The 15,483-nt window shown below is 44.4% G+C and carries 15 protein-coding genes; 8 read left to right on the forward strand and 7 right to left on the reverse strand.

Annotation, left to right across the window (positions count from 1 at the left end; all coding sequences use genetic code 11):
- Positions 1-6: 6 nt before the first annotated feature.
- From lpxC to BS617_RS03595, 4 genes are all read left to right on the forward strand, one after another.
- Positions 7-927, forward strand: a complete 921-nt coding sequence (lpxC, locus tag BS617_RS03580) for a UDP-3-O-acyl-N-acetylglucosamine deacetylase (RefSeq protein WP_075171530.1) — start codon at positions 7-9, stop codon at positions 925-927.
- A 180-nt stretch (positions 928-1,107) separates the two neighbouring features.
- A complete protein-coding gene (secA, locus tag BS617_RS03585) occupies positions 1,108-3,858 on the forward strand; it encodes a preprotein translocase subunit SecA (RefSeq protein WP_075171531.1) in 2,751 nt (916 codons plus the stop codon).
- A gap of 111 nt (positions 3,859-3,969) precedes the next feature.
- Complete coding sequence (gene argJ / locus BS617_RS03590; protein WP_075171532.1) at positions 3,970-5,187, forward strand: bifunctional glutamate N-acetyltransferase/amino-acid acetyltransferase ArgJ; 1,218 nt, start codon at positions 3,970-3,972, stop codon at positions 5,185-5,187.
- Positions 5,188-5,228: 41 nt separating this feature from the next.
- Entirely contained in the window at positions 5,229-6,200 is a 972-nt protein-coding gene (locus tag BS617_RS03595; RefSeq protein ID WP_075171533.1) for a Nudix family hydrolase, read from the forward strand.
- On the opposite strand, the gene BS617_RS03600 is transcribed toward BS617_RS03595, so the two are convergent.
- The 5 genes from BS617_RS03600 to pilB form a co-directional block, all read right to left on the reverse strand.
- A complete protein-coding gene (locus BS617_RS03600; protein WP_075171534.1) occupies positions 6,181-6,402 on the reverse strand; it encodes a DNA gyrase inhibitor YacG in 222 nt (73 codons plus the stop codon). The two genes, BS617_RS03595 and BS617_RS03600, sit on opposite strands and share 20 nt — an antisense overlap.
- A gap of 69 nt (positions 6,403-6,471) precedes the next feature.
- Positions 6,472-7,071, reverse strand: coding sequence for a dephospho-CoA kinase (gene coaE / locus BS617_RS03605; protein ID WP_075171535.1), 600 nt, complete (start codon positions 7,069-7,071; stop codon positions 6,472-6,474).
- A 24-nt stretch (positions 7,072-7,095) separates the two neighbouring features.
- Positions 7,096-7,977, reverse strand: coding sequence for a prepilin peptidase (locus tag BS617_RS03610; protein ID WP_075171536.1), 882 nt, complete (start codon positions 7,975-7,977; stop codon positions 7,096-7,098).
- A 2-nt stretch (positions 7,978-7,979) separates the two neighbouring features.
- Positions 7,980-9,203 (reverse strand): type II secretion system F family protein, encoded by a 1,224-nt coding sequence (locus BS617_RS03615; protein WP_075171537.1) that lies wholly within the window; start codon positions 9,201-9,203, stop codon positions 7,980-7,982.
- 14 nt (positions 9,204-9,217) lie between these two features.
- Positions 9,218-10,936: a type IV-A pilus assembly ATPase PilB gene (gene pilB / locus BS617_RS03620; RefSeq protein WP_428977871.1), complete on the reverse strand. Its 1,719-nt coding sequence runs from the start codon at positions 10,934-10,936 to the stop codon at positions 9,218-9,220.
- 235 nt (positions 10,937-11,171) lie between these two features.
- On the opposite strand from pilB, the gene BS617_RS18465 reads away from it, so the two are divergent.
- Entirely contained in the window at positions 11,172-11,642 is a 471-nt protein-coding gene (locus BS617_RS18465) for a pilin (RefSeq protein ID WP_075171539.1), read from the forward strand.
- Between the two features lie 79 nt (positions 11,643-11,721).
- Positions 11,722-12,069: a hypothetical protein gene (locus tag BS617_RS03630; protein WP_075171540.1), complete on the forward strand. Its 348-nt coding sequence runs from the start codon at positions 11,722-11,724 to the stop codon at positions 12,067-12,069.
- A gap of 97 nt (positions 12,070-12,166) precedes the next feature.
- Here the strand turns inward: BS617_RS03630 and BS617_RS03635 are convergent, their stop codons facing one another.
- Together BS617_RS03635 and nadC are read right to left on the reverse strand one after the other, a co-directional pair.
- Positions 12,167-12,556 carry a 3-phosphoshikimate 1-carboxyvinyltransferase gene (locus BS617_RS03635; RefSeq protein WP_075171541.1) on the reverse strand — a complete coding sequence of 130 codons (390 nt, stop codon included), beginning with the start codon at positions 12,554-12,556 and terminating at the stop codon, positions 12,167-12,169.
- Positions 12,557-12,711: 155 nt separating this feature from the next.
- Complete coding sequence (nadC, locus tag BS617_RS03640) at positions 12,712-13,551, reverse strand: carboxylating nicotinate-nucleotide diphosphorylase (RefSeq protein ID WP_075171542.1); 840 nt, start codon at positions 13,549-13,551, stop codon at positions 12,712-12,714.
- Between the two features lie 158 nt (positions 13,552-13,709).
- Between nadC and ampD the strand changes: the two genes are divergently transcribed.
- Together ampD and BS617_RS03650 are read left to right on the forward strand one after the other, a co-directional pair.
- Positions 13,710-14,303 (forward strand): 1,6-anhydro-N-acetylmuramyl-L-alanine amidase AmpD, encoded by a 594-nt coding sequence (gene ampD, locus BS617_RS03645; protein ID WP_428977872.1) that lies wholly within the window; start codon positions 13,710-13,712, stop codon positions 14,301-14,303.
- A 119-nt stretch (positions 14,304-14,422) separates the two neighbouring features.
- On the forward strand, positions 14,423-15,466 hold the full coding sequence (locus tag BS617_RS03650; RefSeq protein ID WP_075171543.1) for an ABC transporter ATP-binding protein: 1,044 nt from the start codon (positions 14,423-14,425) through the stop codon (positions 15,464-15,466).
- Positions 15,467-15,483: the final 17 nt, after the last annotated feature.

The following is a 15,483-nucleotide window of genomic DNA, read 5'->3' on the forward strand; positions in this document are numbered from 1 at the left end:
GGACAAATGATTAAGCAACGTACCCTTAAAAACAGCATTAAGGCGACAGGTATTGGCCTGCATACTGGTCAAAAAGTCTATTTGACATTAAAACCTGCTCCTATCGATACGGGTATTACATTTCGACGCACTGACTTAACCCCAGCTGTGGATATCGAAGGCTTTGCTACTAATGTAGTGAGCACGACTTTATCGACTAACTTGGGTGAGGGTGATGTGCGCGTTGCTACCGTCGAGCACTTGATGTCTGCGTTGGCAGGTCTTGGTATTGATAATGCTGTGGTTGAATTGAGTGCTGAAGAAGTGCCTATCATGGACGGCAGTGCAGCACCTTTTGTTTTTTTAGTGCAGTCTGCTGGCATTGAAGAACAAGATGCGCCTAAAAAGTTTATCCGCATTAAAAAAGAAGTCACGTTCGAGTCTGAAGGTAAAAGCGCAACATTCAAACCTTATGATGGTTTTAAAGTTGGTTTTAAAATCGAATTTGAGCACCCTGCATTTGAAGGGCGCAACAAAGAGACGGCCTTAGAGTTCTCTACCACTTCTTTTATTCGCGAGATAAGCCGGGCTCGTACATTCGGCTTTATGAATGACTTTGAATATTTACGTTCTCAAAATCTCGCTTTAGGCGGAAGCTTAGAAAATGCGATCGTTGTTGATGATTATAAAATCCTAAACGATGACGGCCTGCGTTATGATGATGAATTTGTAAAACACAAGGTATTAGATGCCGTTGGTGATTTGTATTTGCTGGGTAAAAGCTTAATCGGTGAGTACTATGGCCATAAATCAGGCCATTATATGAATAACATGCTCCTTAGAGAGTTGCTGAATACGCCAGACGCGTATGAAGTTGTGACTTTTGAAGGAGAAGAATCTCTAGACACGGCTCCTGTTGCTTATCAGCAACCAGCGCTCGCTATCTAAGATAGATCATCTTAAAATGCCGGGCTAGCCCGGCATTTTCATATCCGGGCGAAATAGCACTGTAAAAAGAATCTGTTAAGCTCTTGGGATTCTCAATACAGCCCATATAAAGATATTATAGACCTTCAACCAATTGCGCAGTTGCATACAGCTTCTGGAAAGACGGAAAGACACTTAAGCATGCTGACCTCACTAGTAAAAAAAATCTTCGGAAGTAAAAACGATCGTGAACTAAAACGTATGGGTAAGCAGGTTAAGCTTATCAATGCTCTGGAAGATGAGATCAGCTCGCTATCAGATACCGATCTTCAAGCTAAAACTCATGAGTTTAAAGAACGTCTCGCAGCAGGTGCAACGCTGGATGATATCTTAAATGAGGCCTTTGCTGTGGCTCGTGAGGCTTCTAAACGCACGTTAGGGCTCAGACACTTCGATGTACAGCTAATCGGTGGCATGACGCTGCACAATGGCGGCGTTGCTGAAATGCGCACAGGTGAAGGTAAAACGTTAGTGGCAACACTGGCTGTCTATTTGAATGCGCTATCTGGCAAAGGGGTGCATGTTGTTACTGTTAACGATTACCTCGCTAGCCGTGATGCTGAATGGATGCGCCCACTTTATGAATTCTTGGGCATGAGCGTTGGGGTTGTTTTGTCTCGTCAGCAACCTGAAGAGAAACGCGCCGCTTATGCCGCGGATATCACTTACGGCACAAATAACGAATTTGGTTTTGATTACTTGCGCGATAACATGGCGTTTAGCCTGGATGAGAAGGTTCAACGAGACTTCAATTTTGCGGTAGTTGATGAAGTTGACTCCATTTTAATTGATGAAGCGCGTACACCATTAATCATTTCCGGCCCGGCAGAAGATAGCTCGGCTATGTACAAGCGAATCAATACCTTGATTCCTCATTTAAAACGATTTGATGGTGAGATCGATCCGAAAGATGCGGATCAAGAAATTAATGAGCATTTTGTTGTTGATGAGAAAAACCGTACCATCGAGTTAACAGAAGCAGGCCATCAGTTAATTGAGGAAATGCTAAATAAAGAAGGGTTATTAGAGGAAGGTGAAAGTCTATATGCACCTCATAACCTGAATATGCTTCATCATGTATTGGCGGGTTTGCGAGCGCATTATTTGTTCCAACGTGATAAAGACTACATTGTGCAAGATAACCAAGTTGTTATCGTGGATGAGCACACTGGCCGTATAATGCCTGGCCGTCGCTGGTCTGAAGGCCTTCATCAAGCTGTAGAAGCGAAAGAAAATGTCGAGATTCAGTTAGAGAGCCAAACATTAGCCTCTACGACGTTCCAGAACTATTTCCGCTTATATAACAATTTGTCGGGCATGACGGGTACAGCCGATACGGAAGCGGTTGAATTGCGTCAAATTTATGGCCTAGATGTAATCGTTATCCCAACTAACCGTGATATTGCCCGTAAAGATTATAATGACCTAATTTACTTAACCATGCAGGAAAAGTATGAGGCCATCATTAAGGAAATACGCGAAAGCCAAGAGCGTAAACAGCCGGTCTTAGTCGGTACTGCTTCGGTAGAGTCTTCTGAATTAATATCTCAATACCTGACAAAAGCTAATATCCCGCATAATGTGTTAAACGCGAAGAACCACGAACGCGAAGCTAGCATTATTGCAAATGCTGGTTGCCCCGGCGCAGTAACAATTGCTACGAATATGGCCGGTCGTGGTACTGACATTCAGTTGGGTGGTAAGTTAGAGCTAGAGCTTGAGCAAATCCAAGATGCAACCGATGAGAAAGTCGCTGCTGCGCGTGCTGATTGGGAAAAACGTCATAATCAAGTGCTTGAGGCGGGCGGCCTTTATATTATTGGTACAGAACGCCATGAGTCGCGTCGTATCGATAATCAGTTGCGAGGGCGTGCTGGTCGTCAAGGTGACCCTGGTGCTTCTCGATTCTTCTTATCGCTAGAAGATGATTTGATGCGTATTTTCGCTTCTGATCGTGTTCGTGGTTTTATGCAGGCTTTAGGGATGGAGCAAGGTGAAGCCATTGAGCATAAAATGGTAACTAATGCGATCGAGAAAGCGCAGCGTAAAGTAGAGCAGCGCAACTTTGATATTCGTAAATCTTTACTTGATTATGATGATGTCGCTAACGACCAGCGGACTATCATTTATGAACAACGTAATGAGTTGATGGCGTCTAATGATATCTCTGAAACGATCCAGTCGATTCGTGAAGATATCGTCAACACAACGGTGAGTAATCACATTCCTCCACAAAGTTTGGAAGAGCAATGGGATATTCCAGCACTCGAACGAGCACTGGAAGCTGAGTTTGCAATGACGATGCCTATTCAGCAATGGTTAGACGAAGACAGCACATTGCATGAAGAATCGTTACGCCAAAAAATTCAAGATCAAGTGGCTGGAGTTTACGCAGAAAAAGAAGCGCTTGCCGGCAGTGAAACTATTCGCATGTTTGAAAAGCAAGTTATGCTTCAAGTGTTGGACACCCTGTGGAAAGAGCACTTGCAAACGATGGATCATTTACGACAAGGTATCCATTTGCGAGGTTATGCTCAGAAAAACCCGAAACAAGAATATAAGCGTGAAGCATTTGAGTTGTTCCAAGGACTTCTTGAAAACATTAAACGCGATGTCATTAAAGTACTTAGCCATGTACAGGTGCAGCAGCCTGAGCAAGTTGAGGAAATGGAACAGCAACGTCGTGAGCAAGCTTCGCAACAAGAGATGAGCTATGAGCACGCATCAGATTCGGGCTTAAACGAAGATGAGTCTCAAGAGCAGGTGGCAACCGATGAACAAAGCGCATCAGTTGATACATTTGTTAGAGACACGCCAAAGGTGGGCCGTAATGATCCTTGCCCTTGTGGCTCTGGTAAAAAATATAAGCAATGTCACGGTAAATTGTCATAAAATAATTGCAATCAGGTTGCTCTTTAAAGCAGCCTGATCGGTTTTTTTGTATATACATTATTAGAGAAGGCAGCTTAGGGCTGCCTTTCTTTTCGTTTAGAGGGTGAAAAAATGGCTGTAGGTCCTGCAACGCTTCCTAGTATGTATTCAGTGGATGGTATTCGTATTGGTGTTGCCTCGGCTGGTATAAAAAAGCCAGGCCGTAAAGATGTTGTTGTATTTGAGGTTTGCGAAGATGCGAGTGTTGCGGGCGTGTTTACCAAAAACGCTTTTTGTGCTGCACCCGTTGTTATTTCGAAGGACCATCTTGCTCAGGGCAATGTCCGTTATTTTTTGATTAATACGGGTAATGCTAATGCGGGAACCGGTAAGCAAGGGCTAGCTGATGCTTACGAGTGCTGTGATTTACTGGCTGCCGAGGTAGGGCTTACGCGTAGTGCTGTTTTGCCTTTTTCGACGGGGGTCATTGGTGAGCCTCTTCCTGTGGCTAAAATTGCCGCTGCTATCCCTCAGGCTGTTGAAAATCTATCAGCTTACCAATGGGAAGCGGCAGCGAGCGGTATCATGACGACCGATACTCGTCCTAAAGGGGCTACTAAACAAATTGAGATCGATGGTCAAACTGTAACCATCAGCGGTATTTCTAAAGGTGCCGGCATGATCATGCCAAATATGGCAACCATGCTAGGTTTTATAGGAACCGATGCGGCTGTGGAGCCACAGCTACTGCAAGAAATTTTGACAGACGCTGCTAACAAGTCTTTTAATCGCATTACTATTGATGGGGATACTTCGACTAACGATTCATGCATGCTGGTTGCTACTGGCAGGTCTGGCGCTATTGTTAGTTCAAGTGATACGGAAGCTTTGAGTCTGTTTGTCGAGGCAATTAATGAGGTCATGCTGGAGATTGCATTGGCCATTGTTAAGGATGGAGAAGGGGCAACAAAGTTAGTCACGGTTAGTGTTGAATCAGCAGCAACACAAGAAGAAGCGCTTAAAACCGCTTACACGGTAGCTCATTCGCCGCTTGTTAAGACGGCTCTGTTTGCTAGTGATCCCAACTGGGGGCGCATTTTAGCAGCCGTAGGGCGAGCGGGAATCGAAAACTTTGATTTGGAAACGCTTAAAATTTATCTTGATGATGTTTGCATTGTGGAAAATGGTGGTCGAGCAGCGTCTTACACTGAGGATGCAGGCCAAGCTGTCATGAATCAGGAAAACATTTTAATTCGTATAGTGTTAAACCGTGGTGACGTGAATGAAACAGTGTGGACAACGGACTTGTCGCATGAATACGTGACTATCAATGCAGACTATCGTAGCTAAATATCGTTAATTTTATTTACTAAGAAGTGCCTATTAGCCTTATGACCCGTAAACTCGTTCACGTTGCAGCCGCTGTTATTGAAGATTCAAACGGTTTGGTATTTTTAGCCAAACGCCCAGATGATAAGCACCAAGGTGGTTTGTGGGAGTTTCCGGGCGGTAAGGTTGAACTAGGTGAAACAGCAGCAGAAGCTTTGAAGCGCGAGCTGCTGGAAGAGATAGGCATCACGGTTATATCTGCTAAACCGCTGATCACAGTGCCTTACCATTACCCAGACAAGTCAGTTTTATTAGATGTGTACCATGTAACAGAGTTTTCTGGTGAGGCGTGGGGCGCTGAAGGTCAGCAAACGGCGTGGGTTGATAAAAAGGATCTTGATAGTTATCCGTTTCCTGCGGCTAATCGGCCTATTTTAAATGCTGTGTTACTACCGGATGTGTTATTGATTACACCTGAGTGCGATAGTCTCGAAAGTTGTTTGTTGGGGATTAAAAAAGCAGTCCAGACACATAAGGTGTCTGCTGTAATGCTTCGTCAGCCGCAGTTAAGTGACACGGTATTATCTCAATGGTTTCAAAGCATTCGTCAAGATCGAATATTTTCCATGGATGACGGCAAGGCGGGGAAAAGAGCTCCGTTATTAATAATCAATAGCTCACTAGATCTGGCGAATCAGTTAGAAGCGCCAGCTGTTCATTTGAGCTCGTTCCGTTTAAAGAGCTTAACGTCTCGGAGTGTATTTACTGGGCGTTGGTTAAGTGCCTCTTGTCATAATCAAGAGGAGCTAGGTATAGCGGCGCAGACGGGTTGTGATTTTGTGACATTGTCACCGATACAGAAAACTAATTCTCATCCTTTGGCGAGCCCTCTTGGGTGGGGCAAAGCAGCTGATTTAGCAGGCCAAAACCCGCTACCTATCTATATGTTAGGGGGCTTGTCGTCACAGGATAGAGAGCAGGCGAAAAAGTCTGGTGCTCAGGGGATTGCAGCTATTAGTGCACTGTGGACTTAGACGAATTGAGAGCGGATTCCATGCCTGTACTAAAATCTTCGTAGTCTTCAAGGCTAGGTTGAGTGGGAATTTGATAACTCTCGCTTGCCCATTCACCTAAATCAATCAGTTTGCAACGCTCACTGCAAAACGGGCGGTTCGGGTTTTCTGGGGAGTATTCGCTTGCTTCGCCACAAGTCGGGCATTCAATGTTTTTTTTCATCGTTCACTGTTCACTAAGTCGGCCAAGAGTTTAAGAGCTCATTTTAATCTTATTATAATAAAGAAGCATTTAGCTTAGATGTTTAGAGCGTAATAATTTATCCAAGCTGTTTACTTGCTCAATCAGTTGCTCATAGCTCCCACTATTATCAAGAATATAATCTGCTCTAGTTAATCGCTCTTCTCTGGATATTTGTGCAGCAATTATACGTTTAATTTGCTCTGTACTGTTTTTATCACGCCGTGTAGCGCGTTCTACTTGTTGTTGTTCTAACAGATCAACGATGACGATGACATCACACAAGGTGTGCTGATCGGTTTCTAGTAAGAGTGGGGAGGACAGAATAATATAGGGCTTACCTTTACTTGCTTCTGTCAGTTGATTGATAGTGCGTTCACGTATTAACGGGTGCAATAAGCTTTCTAACCACTGTTTTTCATGGTTGTCCTGGAATATTTTTTGGCGTAACGCTGCTCTATTTAGCTGGCCGTCGTCTTGGATTATGGCGGTGCCGAAGTGCTCACTTATTGCACTTAGCGCTGGCATCCCGGGTAATACAACTTCCCGTGCTATAACATCGCTATCAATGACGGGAATGCCCAGAGCCATAAACTGGTTGCTAGCTGAGGTTTTTCCGCTACCAATACCTCCAGTCAAGCCCACTATCATAGCGGACTTAAACAGATGTTTGTCTTAGAAGCTACCAAGATAGGCTCCTATAATACTTTGTCCAAATAGAAGCGCTACCCAGCCGGCGATGGCTAAGTAAGGGCCAAAAGGGAGTGGGTTTCCTGAGTGGTGCTTTTTGGTGGCCATCAATACAACAGCAATAATTACACCAGCAACTGAAGAAAGCAGAATAATCAGAGGGAGCGCCATAGCTCCACACCAAGCGCCTAGTGCCGCTAAAAGCTTAAAGTCGCCATACCCCATACCTTCTTTTTTCGTAATAATTTTAAATGCCCAGTAAACAGACCATAAGGACAGATACCCTAAAATCGCTCCCCACACAGCAGACTCTAAGCTCGTGAATATATTCTGTGTATTTACCAGTAAGCCTAACCATAACAGCGGTAGTGTAATTCGGTCAGGCAGCAGATGGTGGTCAATGTCGATAAAAGTAAGGCTGACTAGGCAAAATGTAAATGCAACAGCTGCTAAGCCGGCTACATTAAAACCAAATACAAATATGACGGCGACAGACAGCAGTGCAGTCAGTAGTTCGATAGTTGGGTAGCGTAAAGATATCCGGGTTTTGCATTGACTACATTTCCCTCGTAGCACGAGGTAACTAATGAGCGGAATATTTTCATACCAGCGAATTTGATGATTGCACTGTCCGCATCGAGAAGCCGGCGTAGCTAGGTTAAAGCGAGTTTCATCCAGAGCAGGCGCCTGTGTTTCCTGAGCATCTTGTTGATAGTCTTCAATAGAGCTTTGCCATTCTCTCTCCATCATTGCCGGTAATCTGTAAATAACGACATTGAGAAAGCTGCCCACTAACAGGGCAAAAATAAACGTAAAGCCCAAGGCAGCCCAGATATGAGATTGTAAAAAAAAGTATAACTCTGTCATGGTTAAACCACATTACCCAGCTGGAATATAGGCAGGTACATGGCAACAACCAAGCCGCCAACTAGGGTGCCCAAAACAACCATAATAAAGGGCTCCATTAAACTGGATATGTTGTCTACCGCATTGTCCACTTCTTCTTCATAAAAAGAAGCGACCTTATCAAGCATCATATCCAACGATCCGGCTTCTTCGCCAATTGCAATCATTTGAATCGCCATATTTGGGAAGACACCGGTCATGGTGACCGCATTATTTAGAGATTGACCCGTAGATACACCATTACGAATTTGGATAATGGCATTGCGATATACGACATTACCGGAAGCCCCAGCAGCAGAGTCTAAAGCGTTTACCAGCGGAACACCCGCAGCAAATGTTGTAGACAGGGTGCGAGCGAAACGGGCTAAAGCGGCCTTTTGCAAAATAGGACCAAAAACTGGGATTTTTAACACAAAGCGGTCGAGAGCGTTGGCGAACTTGACAGACTTTCGTTTGAAATAGGTAAATGTGTACCCGGCTACAATTACAGCTAAGAGCATTATAAACCAGTATTTTTGAACAAGATCCGAAAGGTTGAGCACCATTTGCGTAAAGACAGGCAGATCCGCGCCAAAGCTTGAAAAGATGCTTTCAAACTGTGGAACTACTTTGAGTAGTAGAATCACTGAAACGATAATACCGACGACTAAAACCGCGATAGGGTAAGTCATCGCTTTTTTGATTTTTGCTTTGAGTGATTCTACCTTTTCTTTGTAGGTGGCGATGCGGTCTAGCATGGTTTCGAGTGCGCCAGATTGTTCGCCTGCTTCTACTAAACTACAAAAAAGATCATCAAAATATTTAGGATGGCTTTCCAAAGACTTGGCGAAGTCTTGCCCACCATTAACTGAACTACGAATCTCATAGATCATGTCTTTTAGTTTAGTTTTTTCTACTCCATTAGCCACAATCTCCATCCCCTGTAATAGTGGGACACCGGATTTCATCATGGTTGCCATTTGTCTTGTGAATTGAGCGATATCCAACGGCTTGATAGGTTGGCTCTTCTTGCTAAAAAGAGAAATTGACGATTGTTTGGCTACTTTACCGGGCAATATTCCTTGCTTGCGTAACAATGCTTTAGCGGTGGCTACGTCAGGGGCATCAATTTTACCTTTACTGGCGTTGCCGCTTTTATCTTTGCCTTGCCAGTTAAAGCTAACAGGCTTTTTCTCTTTTTTAGCCATCTAGGCAGTTATCCTTAAATTTTAATCACACGATTCATTTCTTCTAGGCTGGTAATGCCTTCGGCAACTTTATCCAAACCGGTTTGCCGCAATGTTCTGAAGCCTTGGGTTTTCGCGACTCGAATAATATCTAAAGAGTTTCCGTTATTCATAATCACTTCGGCAATTTCTTGGGACATAGGTAGCATTTCATAGATGCCCACACGACCTTTGTAGCCTTTGTTGCATTTTGGGCAACCTTCTGATGAGGCTTCGAATAATTGTAGATTAGATATTTGCTCTTCGGAAAAACCTTCTTCAATGAGTGCTGTTTTCGGTATATTCGAAGGGACTTTACAAGACTCACACAAACGCCTCGCTAGGCGTTGAGCAATGATTAAGCTGACTGATGTTGCGATGTTAAAAGACGGTACACCCATATTGCGTAAACGGGTGAGTGTCTCAGGCGCACTGTTGGTGTGCAATGTGGATAGCACCATATGGCCTGTTTGTGCGGCTTTAATACCAATTTCGGCTGTTTCTAAGTCTCGAATCTCACCTACCATGACCACGTCCGGGTCTTGACGCAGGAAGGAACGCAAGGCCTCTGCAAAGGTAAGGCCCACTTTGGCATTCACATGTACTTGGTTAATGCCTTCTAAATTTATCTCAACTGGGTCTTCTGCTGTGGATATATTACGCTCTTCAGTATTGAGGATGTTCAAGCCAGTGTAGAGCGATACTGTTTTACCGCTACCAGTAGGGCCTGTAACCAAGATCATCCCTTGTGGCTTGTGCAGCGTGCCCATGTAGAGCTCTTTTTGCTGTGGATCAAAACCGAGCGCATCAACTCCCATCTTGGCACTAGATGGGTCAAGGATACGCAGCACAATCTTCTCACCCCAAAGAGTAGGCAATGTGTTTACACGAAAGTCGATGGCTCTATTTTTAGATATCTTCATCTTAATACGGCCATCCTGAGGCATACGTTTTTCGGAGATGTCCATTTGGGACATAACTTTTAAACGAGCGGACAAACGTGATGATAAGTTATTGGGCGGGCGAGCAATTTCTTGCAAAATACCATCAATACGGCTACGTATGCGATAGGCCTTTTCATAAGGCTCAAAGTGAATATCTGAGGCTCCACGCTTTATACAGTCCAATAGAATTTTGTTTACAAAACGTACTATGGGTGCATCTTTAGCGGCATCTTCGCTGGTTTGTTCTTCTTCTTTTTGTTGATTGGTCTCATCAACTTCTAGATTATCGAGGTCGCTATCGGATAAGTCATCCAGCATGGACCCTTGGTTGTCCATGAAGCTATCGATAAAAGCGCGTAGTTTATCTTCTTCTACAATTACGCCTTCGGTGGTGATACCCGTATGGAACTTGAATTCGTCTAGTGCCTGTATGTTGGTTGGGTCTGAAAGCGCAACAAAAATTCTATTTTCTTTTTTGGCCAGCGGAATGGCGTGATGTTTGTTGATGAGCTGATCGCTGACTAGACCTTGTGGCACTGATGAGGCGTTGACGCAGCTTAAATCAAAGAGGGGTAAACCAAACTCATCCGAGGCTGCCGTGGCCGCACGGTGAGGGCTGACGAGCCTTTCGTCGATAATATGACTGATAAAGGGTACTTGTGCAGCACGCGCTTTTTCGATGGCGTCGCGAGCTACTTCGGCCGAAAAAATACCGTCTTTCACTAAGCGCCGAGCAAGACCACTAAGGGGTTGTTGAGTCTGCACGCCCACTCCTTAAAAAATAAATGTTAGATGTTCACTGAGCGTTCATCATATATGTACACAATAGCACCAGCGTAACCTTTTGAAAATGTACGCAAACTTAAATTTCAAACAATCTTATCCTTGTAGTGGAAATTGTGCGAAGTTCGGCTAGAATGAAATCCGAGCGCTGCCACTGAACAGGGAAGACGCTTTGAAATCCACATTCGTTTCTAAATGACCAACTCGTTGGAGAGAAAATTAGATGAAAAAGCAACAACAAGGTTTTACATTGATTGAATTAATGATCGTGGTAGCGATCATTGGTATTTTGGCTGCGATTGCATTGCCTGCGTATCAGGACTACACAATCCGCGCTCGTGTAGCAGAGCCTGTTAATGCAGCCGCTGCAGCTAAGGCTACTTTATACGAATCTTATGCATCTAATGGTGTTATGCCTGCTGTTGCGGATAACATCATTGTAGACTTAGATACTAATTTAACTGCTATGCCTAATGTAAGTGCAGTCGCTGTAACCCGTGAAGGGGATGATGCGATGGCTATCGAAATGACTCTGGCTGATATAGGCGGCTCTACTGGTACAGCGGGCACTAACAGAATTACATATCTGTATACAGGTTCTGCTACGGGCTTGGTAGTTGACTGTACATCTGGTTCAGGTGCTACAAACGCAACAAATGTTGAAGACAAATACTTACCTGCTTCTTGCAGATAAGGTTTTAATAAAGGGCGCGTGAGCGCCCTTTTATATGTACAAGGTGGAGAAAAGTTTTTCATACAAATGAGATTTGCGAATGAAACGATTTTTTTTTGTAATATTAGTGCTTCTTTCGGTTGCAGTTGCCTATTACGTAACTTCAATCAGCTCAATTTTATCTGAAGAGCAGCAACAAGTTGCAGAACGAACATTACAAAAAGCCTCTCTCTTCCCCGCTCGGCCAGTCTGGTGGAGTGATGGCAAAATCTTAGCCGTTGGTATTCTTCCAGATTCATCTACAGGTGACGCTGCCGCACAAACGGCGTGTGATTTATTGATTGCTGAGCAACTCCCGGTTTCAGGGCTGCGTATCGAGGTTTATGATGTGCTTAAAATTCAAAATGAAGATGAGTGGAGCTTGTTGGGCTTTGCCGTGTGTGAGTAAGCTAGTTACACCTTGAGTGGTAAATAATAAGATAAATATAGAGCAGCGAAGGCTGCTTTTTTTGTGTCTGAGATTACGCCTTTTTAACGTGATAGGGCTACATCATGGTGTCTTTAAACCAACCCCAGATACCAAACGAGAAATTGGGGAATATGTTAATCCCCAAAGCCGATTTGATGAGGTACAGAGCAAGCAGACCTAGTACGGTGCACATGAGAAGAAATACAGCCAATGAGGCGGCTGTTGCGGCACGAGATAGGTTTCGTTCGGTTCGGCTTAGATCTCGGCGGTTTCGGCCAGCGAGTAGCACGAAATAATATCGCCAGCGCCAAAGTTTGAACGTGCCGCGTAAATCTAAGGGGTGTTGGCCCCATTGCCTTGCGCCAAAGGCAACTTTTAAGGCCATTAGCTGCTCTTTGGTGAAGGAGTCTTTCAGATCATCTGGAAGGCGTTCTTTGAGTCCTTTTATAAAAGGGTCGTGCTCCATGAATTGCTCCGGCCTAAACGTTTATGCTCTTTTTGCTTTAATTAGCGGTTATAAGGCTTATCTATCGGCCGGAGTTTTATTTTTTTGATGGTTCTCTAAAGCTCGCGTGTACCTGTACCTGTACCTGTACCTGTACCTGTACCTGTACCTTGCTGCTAAATGAGCCGTAAAGATAAGTCCACAGCGCGGCAATGTTTGGTTAGTGCACCAATAGAAATGTAATCTACACCGGTTTCTGCAATAGGAACTAGGGTTTCGTCAGTAATGTTGCCTGAGGCTTCTAGCTTTGCTTTACCATTGGTGATGGCGACGGCTTCGCGCATTTGCTCTAAAGTGAAATTATCCAGCATGATGATATCGGCATCAGCGGCGAGCGCTTCATGGAGCTGCTCTAGCGTCTCCACTTCAATTTCAACGGGTTTACCAGGCGCGGTTTTTTGTGCTGTTTCTATGGCGGCTTTGATACCGCCGCAGGCCATAATATGATTTTCTTTAATTAAAAACGCATCGTAGAGGCCAATCCGGTGGTTGTAACAAGATCCGCACGTAACTGCATATTTTTGAGCGAGGCGTAAACCCGGTATTGTTTTACGGGTGTCTAATAGTTTGACTTTGGTCGTCGCGACTTTATCGGCATACTGCTGGCTAACGGTGGCTGTACCAGAAAGGGTCTGTAAAAAGTTAAGCGCTGCACGTTCTGCTGTCAGTATGGAGCGCGCCGACCCGGTAACGGTAAATAACGCTTGATTAGGCGTGACTTGGTCGCCATCTTTTACGTTCCAGCTGATATCCATCCCAGCGTCAACCTGTCTGAATACTTCGTCTACCCATGCGGTGCCGCTAATCGTCGCATGTTCACGTGAGATCACACGCGCTGTTGCTTGTTCGCTTTCGGGGATAAGCCGGGCCGTTATGTCACCGTCGCCTATATCTTCTTGCAATGCGGTTTTCACGTTTTGTTCGATAGTAGGGCGTAAAGTGTCGATTGATAACATAATATTCCGCTTAGGTTCCATCGCTGGCTGGTTGAAGAAAGCAATCTTACACAGCGGTTGATCCTAAGCAAAGAGAAGGTGCTAAAGACGTTAAGCTGGCATCATGTTGCTGGTATGATGGAATTTTAACGGATTAGCTCTGTCGCGAGTAGTTAGCATTGATAAATAATACCAGTAAACATTCTGATGATGAGACATTGACGTTGTCATCCATTGAAAATGGTTTAGTCGTTGGGGCTAGATGGCTCGCTTCTCCTAATTTTAATGAACGTCCGGTAGCGACTAACATTGATTTATTGGTGGTACATAATATCAGTTTGCCGCCTGGTGAGTTTGAAAACGGCTATGTAGAGGCTTTTTTTCAAAATCGCTTGGTGGCGCAAGAGCACCCTTATTTTTCTGAAATAGCACACCTGCAGGTTTCGGCTCATTTGTTGATTGCCCGATCAGGTATTGTTACGCAGTTTGTAAACTTAAATGATCGTGCTTGGCATGCCGGTGTTTCTTGTTTTGATGGCGTGGAGTCATGCAATGATTTTTCGATTGGAATCGAACTGGAAGGGACTGACTATATCCCCTTTACTGATGAGCAATATGCGAGTTTAACCTCGCTGACTAAGCTCATTCAGGAGGCTTATCCGTCAATAAATTCGCATCGTATTACTGGCCATAGCGATATTGCACCGGGACGTAAAACAGATCCTGGCCCTTGTTTTGATTGGCTGCGATACCGAGCATCTTTAGGTCGTTAAGAGCGGCAGCCCTTTTACTAAGCTAATACAGCACTTTGTTCATAAATGTTGATAGATAACTACAACTGAGAATCGTTTTTATTTATCATGTGGTTATAAATCTGATGCGGTTGTAATACATGTCTTTGTTATCGGTTGAATCACTTGCCTGTGCTTATGGAACTCAATCTATTGTTGAGGATGTTAACTTTGCGATTGAAGAGGGCGATATAGCTTGTTTGCTAGGCCCGAGCGGTTGCGGAAAAACGACAATCCTTCGTGCGCTAGCTGGCTTCAATGATGTTTCTGGCGGCCAGATAATTATGAATGGTCGGACTATCTCGGCTTTAAACCGTACACTTTCTCCCGAGAAGCGTAACATGGGAATGGTGTTTCAAGATTATGCCTTATTTCCTCATCTTACAGTTGCCGATAACATCGGATTTGGGTTGCGGAACCTGTCTTCTGGTCAACGCCGTGAAGCCGTTAAATCAGTGCTTAAATTAGTACGTTTGCCAGACTTATCACAACGTTATCCTCATGAGCTCTCGGGAGGGCAGCAGCAGCGTGTTGCTTTGGCGCGTGCGCTGGCTCCTAAGCCCTCGTTGTTACTTATGGACGAGCCTTTTTCGAACTTGGATACTGAGATGCGCAAGTCATTATCAGTTGAAGTGAGAGATATTATAAAAGAGCAGGGTTTATCAGCAATTATGGTAACGCATGATCAAGATGAAGCCTTTGTGATTAGCGATGCTGTTGGCGTGTTATCGCAAGGTAGGCTGCAGCAATGGGGTAGCGCAGAGTCCTTATATTACCGCCCCGAAAACTTAACCGTAGCTCGCTTTGTGGGTGAGGGGGAATTGTTTGAGGCTCGTTGTGTATCAGCGGATGCTTTTGAAACGGAACTGGGTGTCTTACCTGTTGCTAACAACCAAAGTTGTCCTTTAGCGCAGAGTATTCAGTTGTTTGTGAGGCCATCCGAAATCAAGCCGATTATTTCTGTTGATACGTCCGTAGAAGCTACTGTGATGTCGCGGGAATTTATGGGGGATACTGTGCGTTTTCGTCTAGCCCTGCCTAGTGGGCGTGTGATTACCTCGACGTGTCATGAGCGCTTAGACTTTAAGCCAGGTGATCATGTGGGGATTTCGGTAACTACTCAAACCCCTATTCTATTTACTTGATATTCTACTTAGTTAGC

The organism is Neptunomonas phycophila (assembly GCF_001922575.1).
In the GTDB taxonomy this organism is placed as follows: Bacteria; Pseudomonadota; Gammaproteobacteria; order Pseudomonadales; family Balneatricaceae; genus Neptunomonas; species Neptunomonas phycophila.

Excerpts from the sequence above, each read along its gene's own strand:
- lpxC (WP_075171530.1), top strand. The coding sequence starts at position 7 with ATGATTAAGCAACGTACCCTTAAAAACAGCATTAAGGCGACAGGTATT.
- secA (WP_075171531.1), top strand. The coding sequence starts at position 1,108 with ATGCTGACCTCACTAGTAAAAAAAATCTTCGGAAGTAAAAACGATCGT.
- argJ (WP_075171532.1), top strand. The coding sequence starts at position 3,970 with ATGGCTGTAGGTCCTGCAACGCTTCCTAGTATGTATTCAGTGGATGGT.
- BS617_RS03595 (WP_075171533.1), top strand. The coding sequence starts at position 5,229 with ATGACCCGTAAACTCGTTCACGTTGCAGCCGCTGTTATTGAAGATTCA.
- BS617_RS03600 (WP_075171534.1), bottom strand. The coding sequence starts at position 6,402 with ATGAAAAAAAACATTGAATGCCCGACTTGTGGCGAAGCAAGCGAATAC.
- coaE (WP_075171535.1), bottom strand. The coding sequence starts at position 7,071 with ATGATAGTGGGCTTGACTGGAGGTATTGGTAGCGGAAAAACCTCAGCT.
- BS617_RS03610 (WP_075171536.1), bottom strand. The coding sequence starts at position 7,977 with ATGACAGAGTTATACTTTTTTTTACAATCTCATATCTGGGCTGCCTTG.
- BS617_RS03615 (WP_075171537.1), bottom strand. The coding sequence starts at position 9,203 with ATGGCTAAAAAAGAGAAAAAGCCTGTTAGCTTTAACTGGCAAGGCAAA.
- BS617_RS18465 (WP_075171539.1), top strand. The coding sequence starts at position 11,172 with ATGAAAAAGCAACAACAAGGTTTTACATTGATTGAATTAATGATCGTG.
- BS617_RS03630 (WP_075171540.1), top strand. The coding sequence starts at position 11,722 with ATGAAACGATTTTTTTTTGTAATATTAGTGCTTCTTTCGGTTGCAGTT.
- BS617_RS03635 (WP_075171541.1), bottom strand. The coding sequence starts at position 12,556 with ATGGAGCACGACCCTTTTATAAAAGGACTCAAAGAACGCCTTCCAGAT.
- nadC (WP_075171542.1), bottom strand. The coding sequence starts at position 13,551 with ATGTTATCAATCGACACTTTACGCCCTACTATCGAACAAAACGTGAAA.
- BS617_RS03650 (WP_075171543.1), top strand. The coding sequence starts at position 14,423 with ATGTCTTTGTTATCGGTTGAATCACTTGCCTGTGCTTATGGAACTCAA.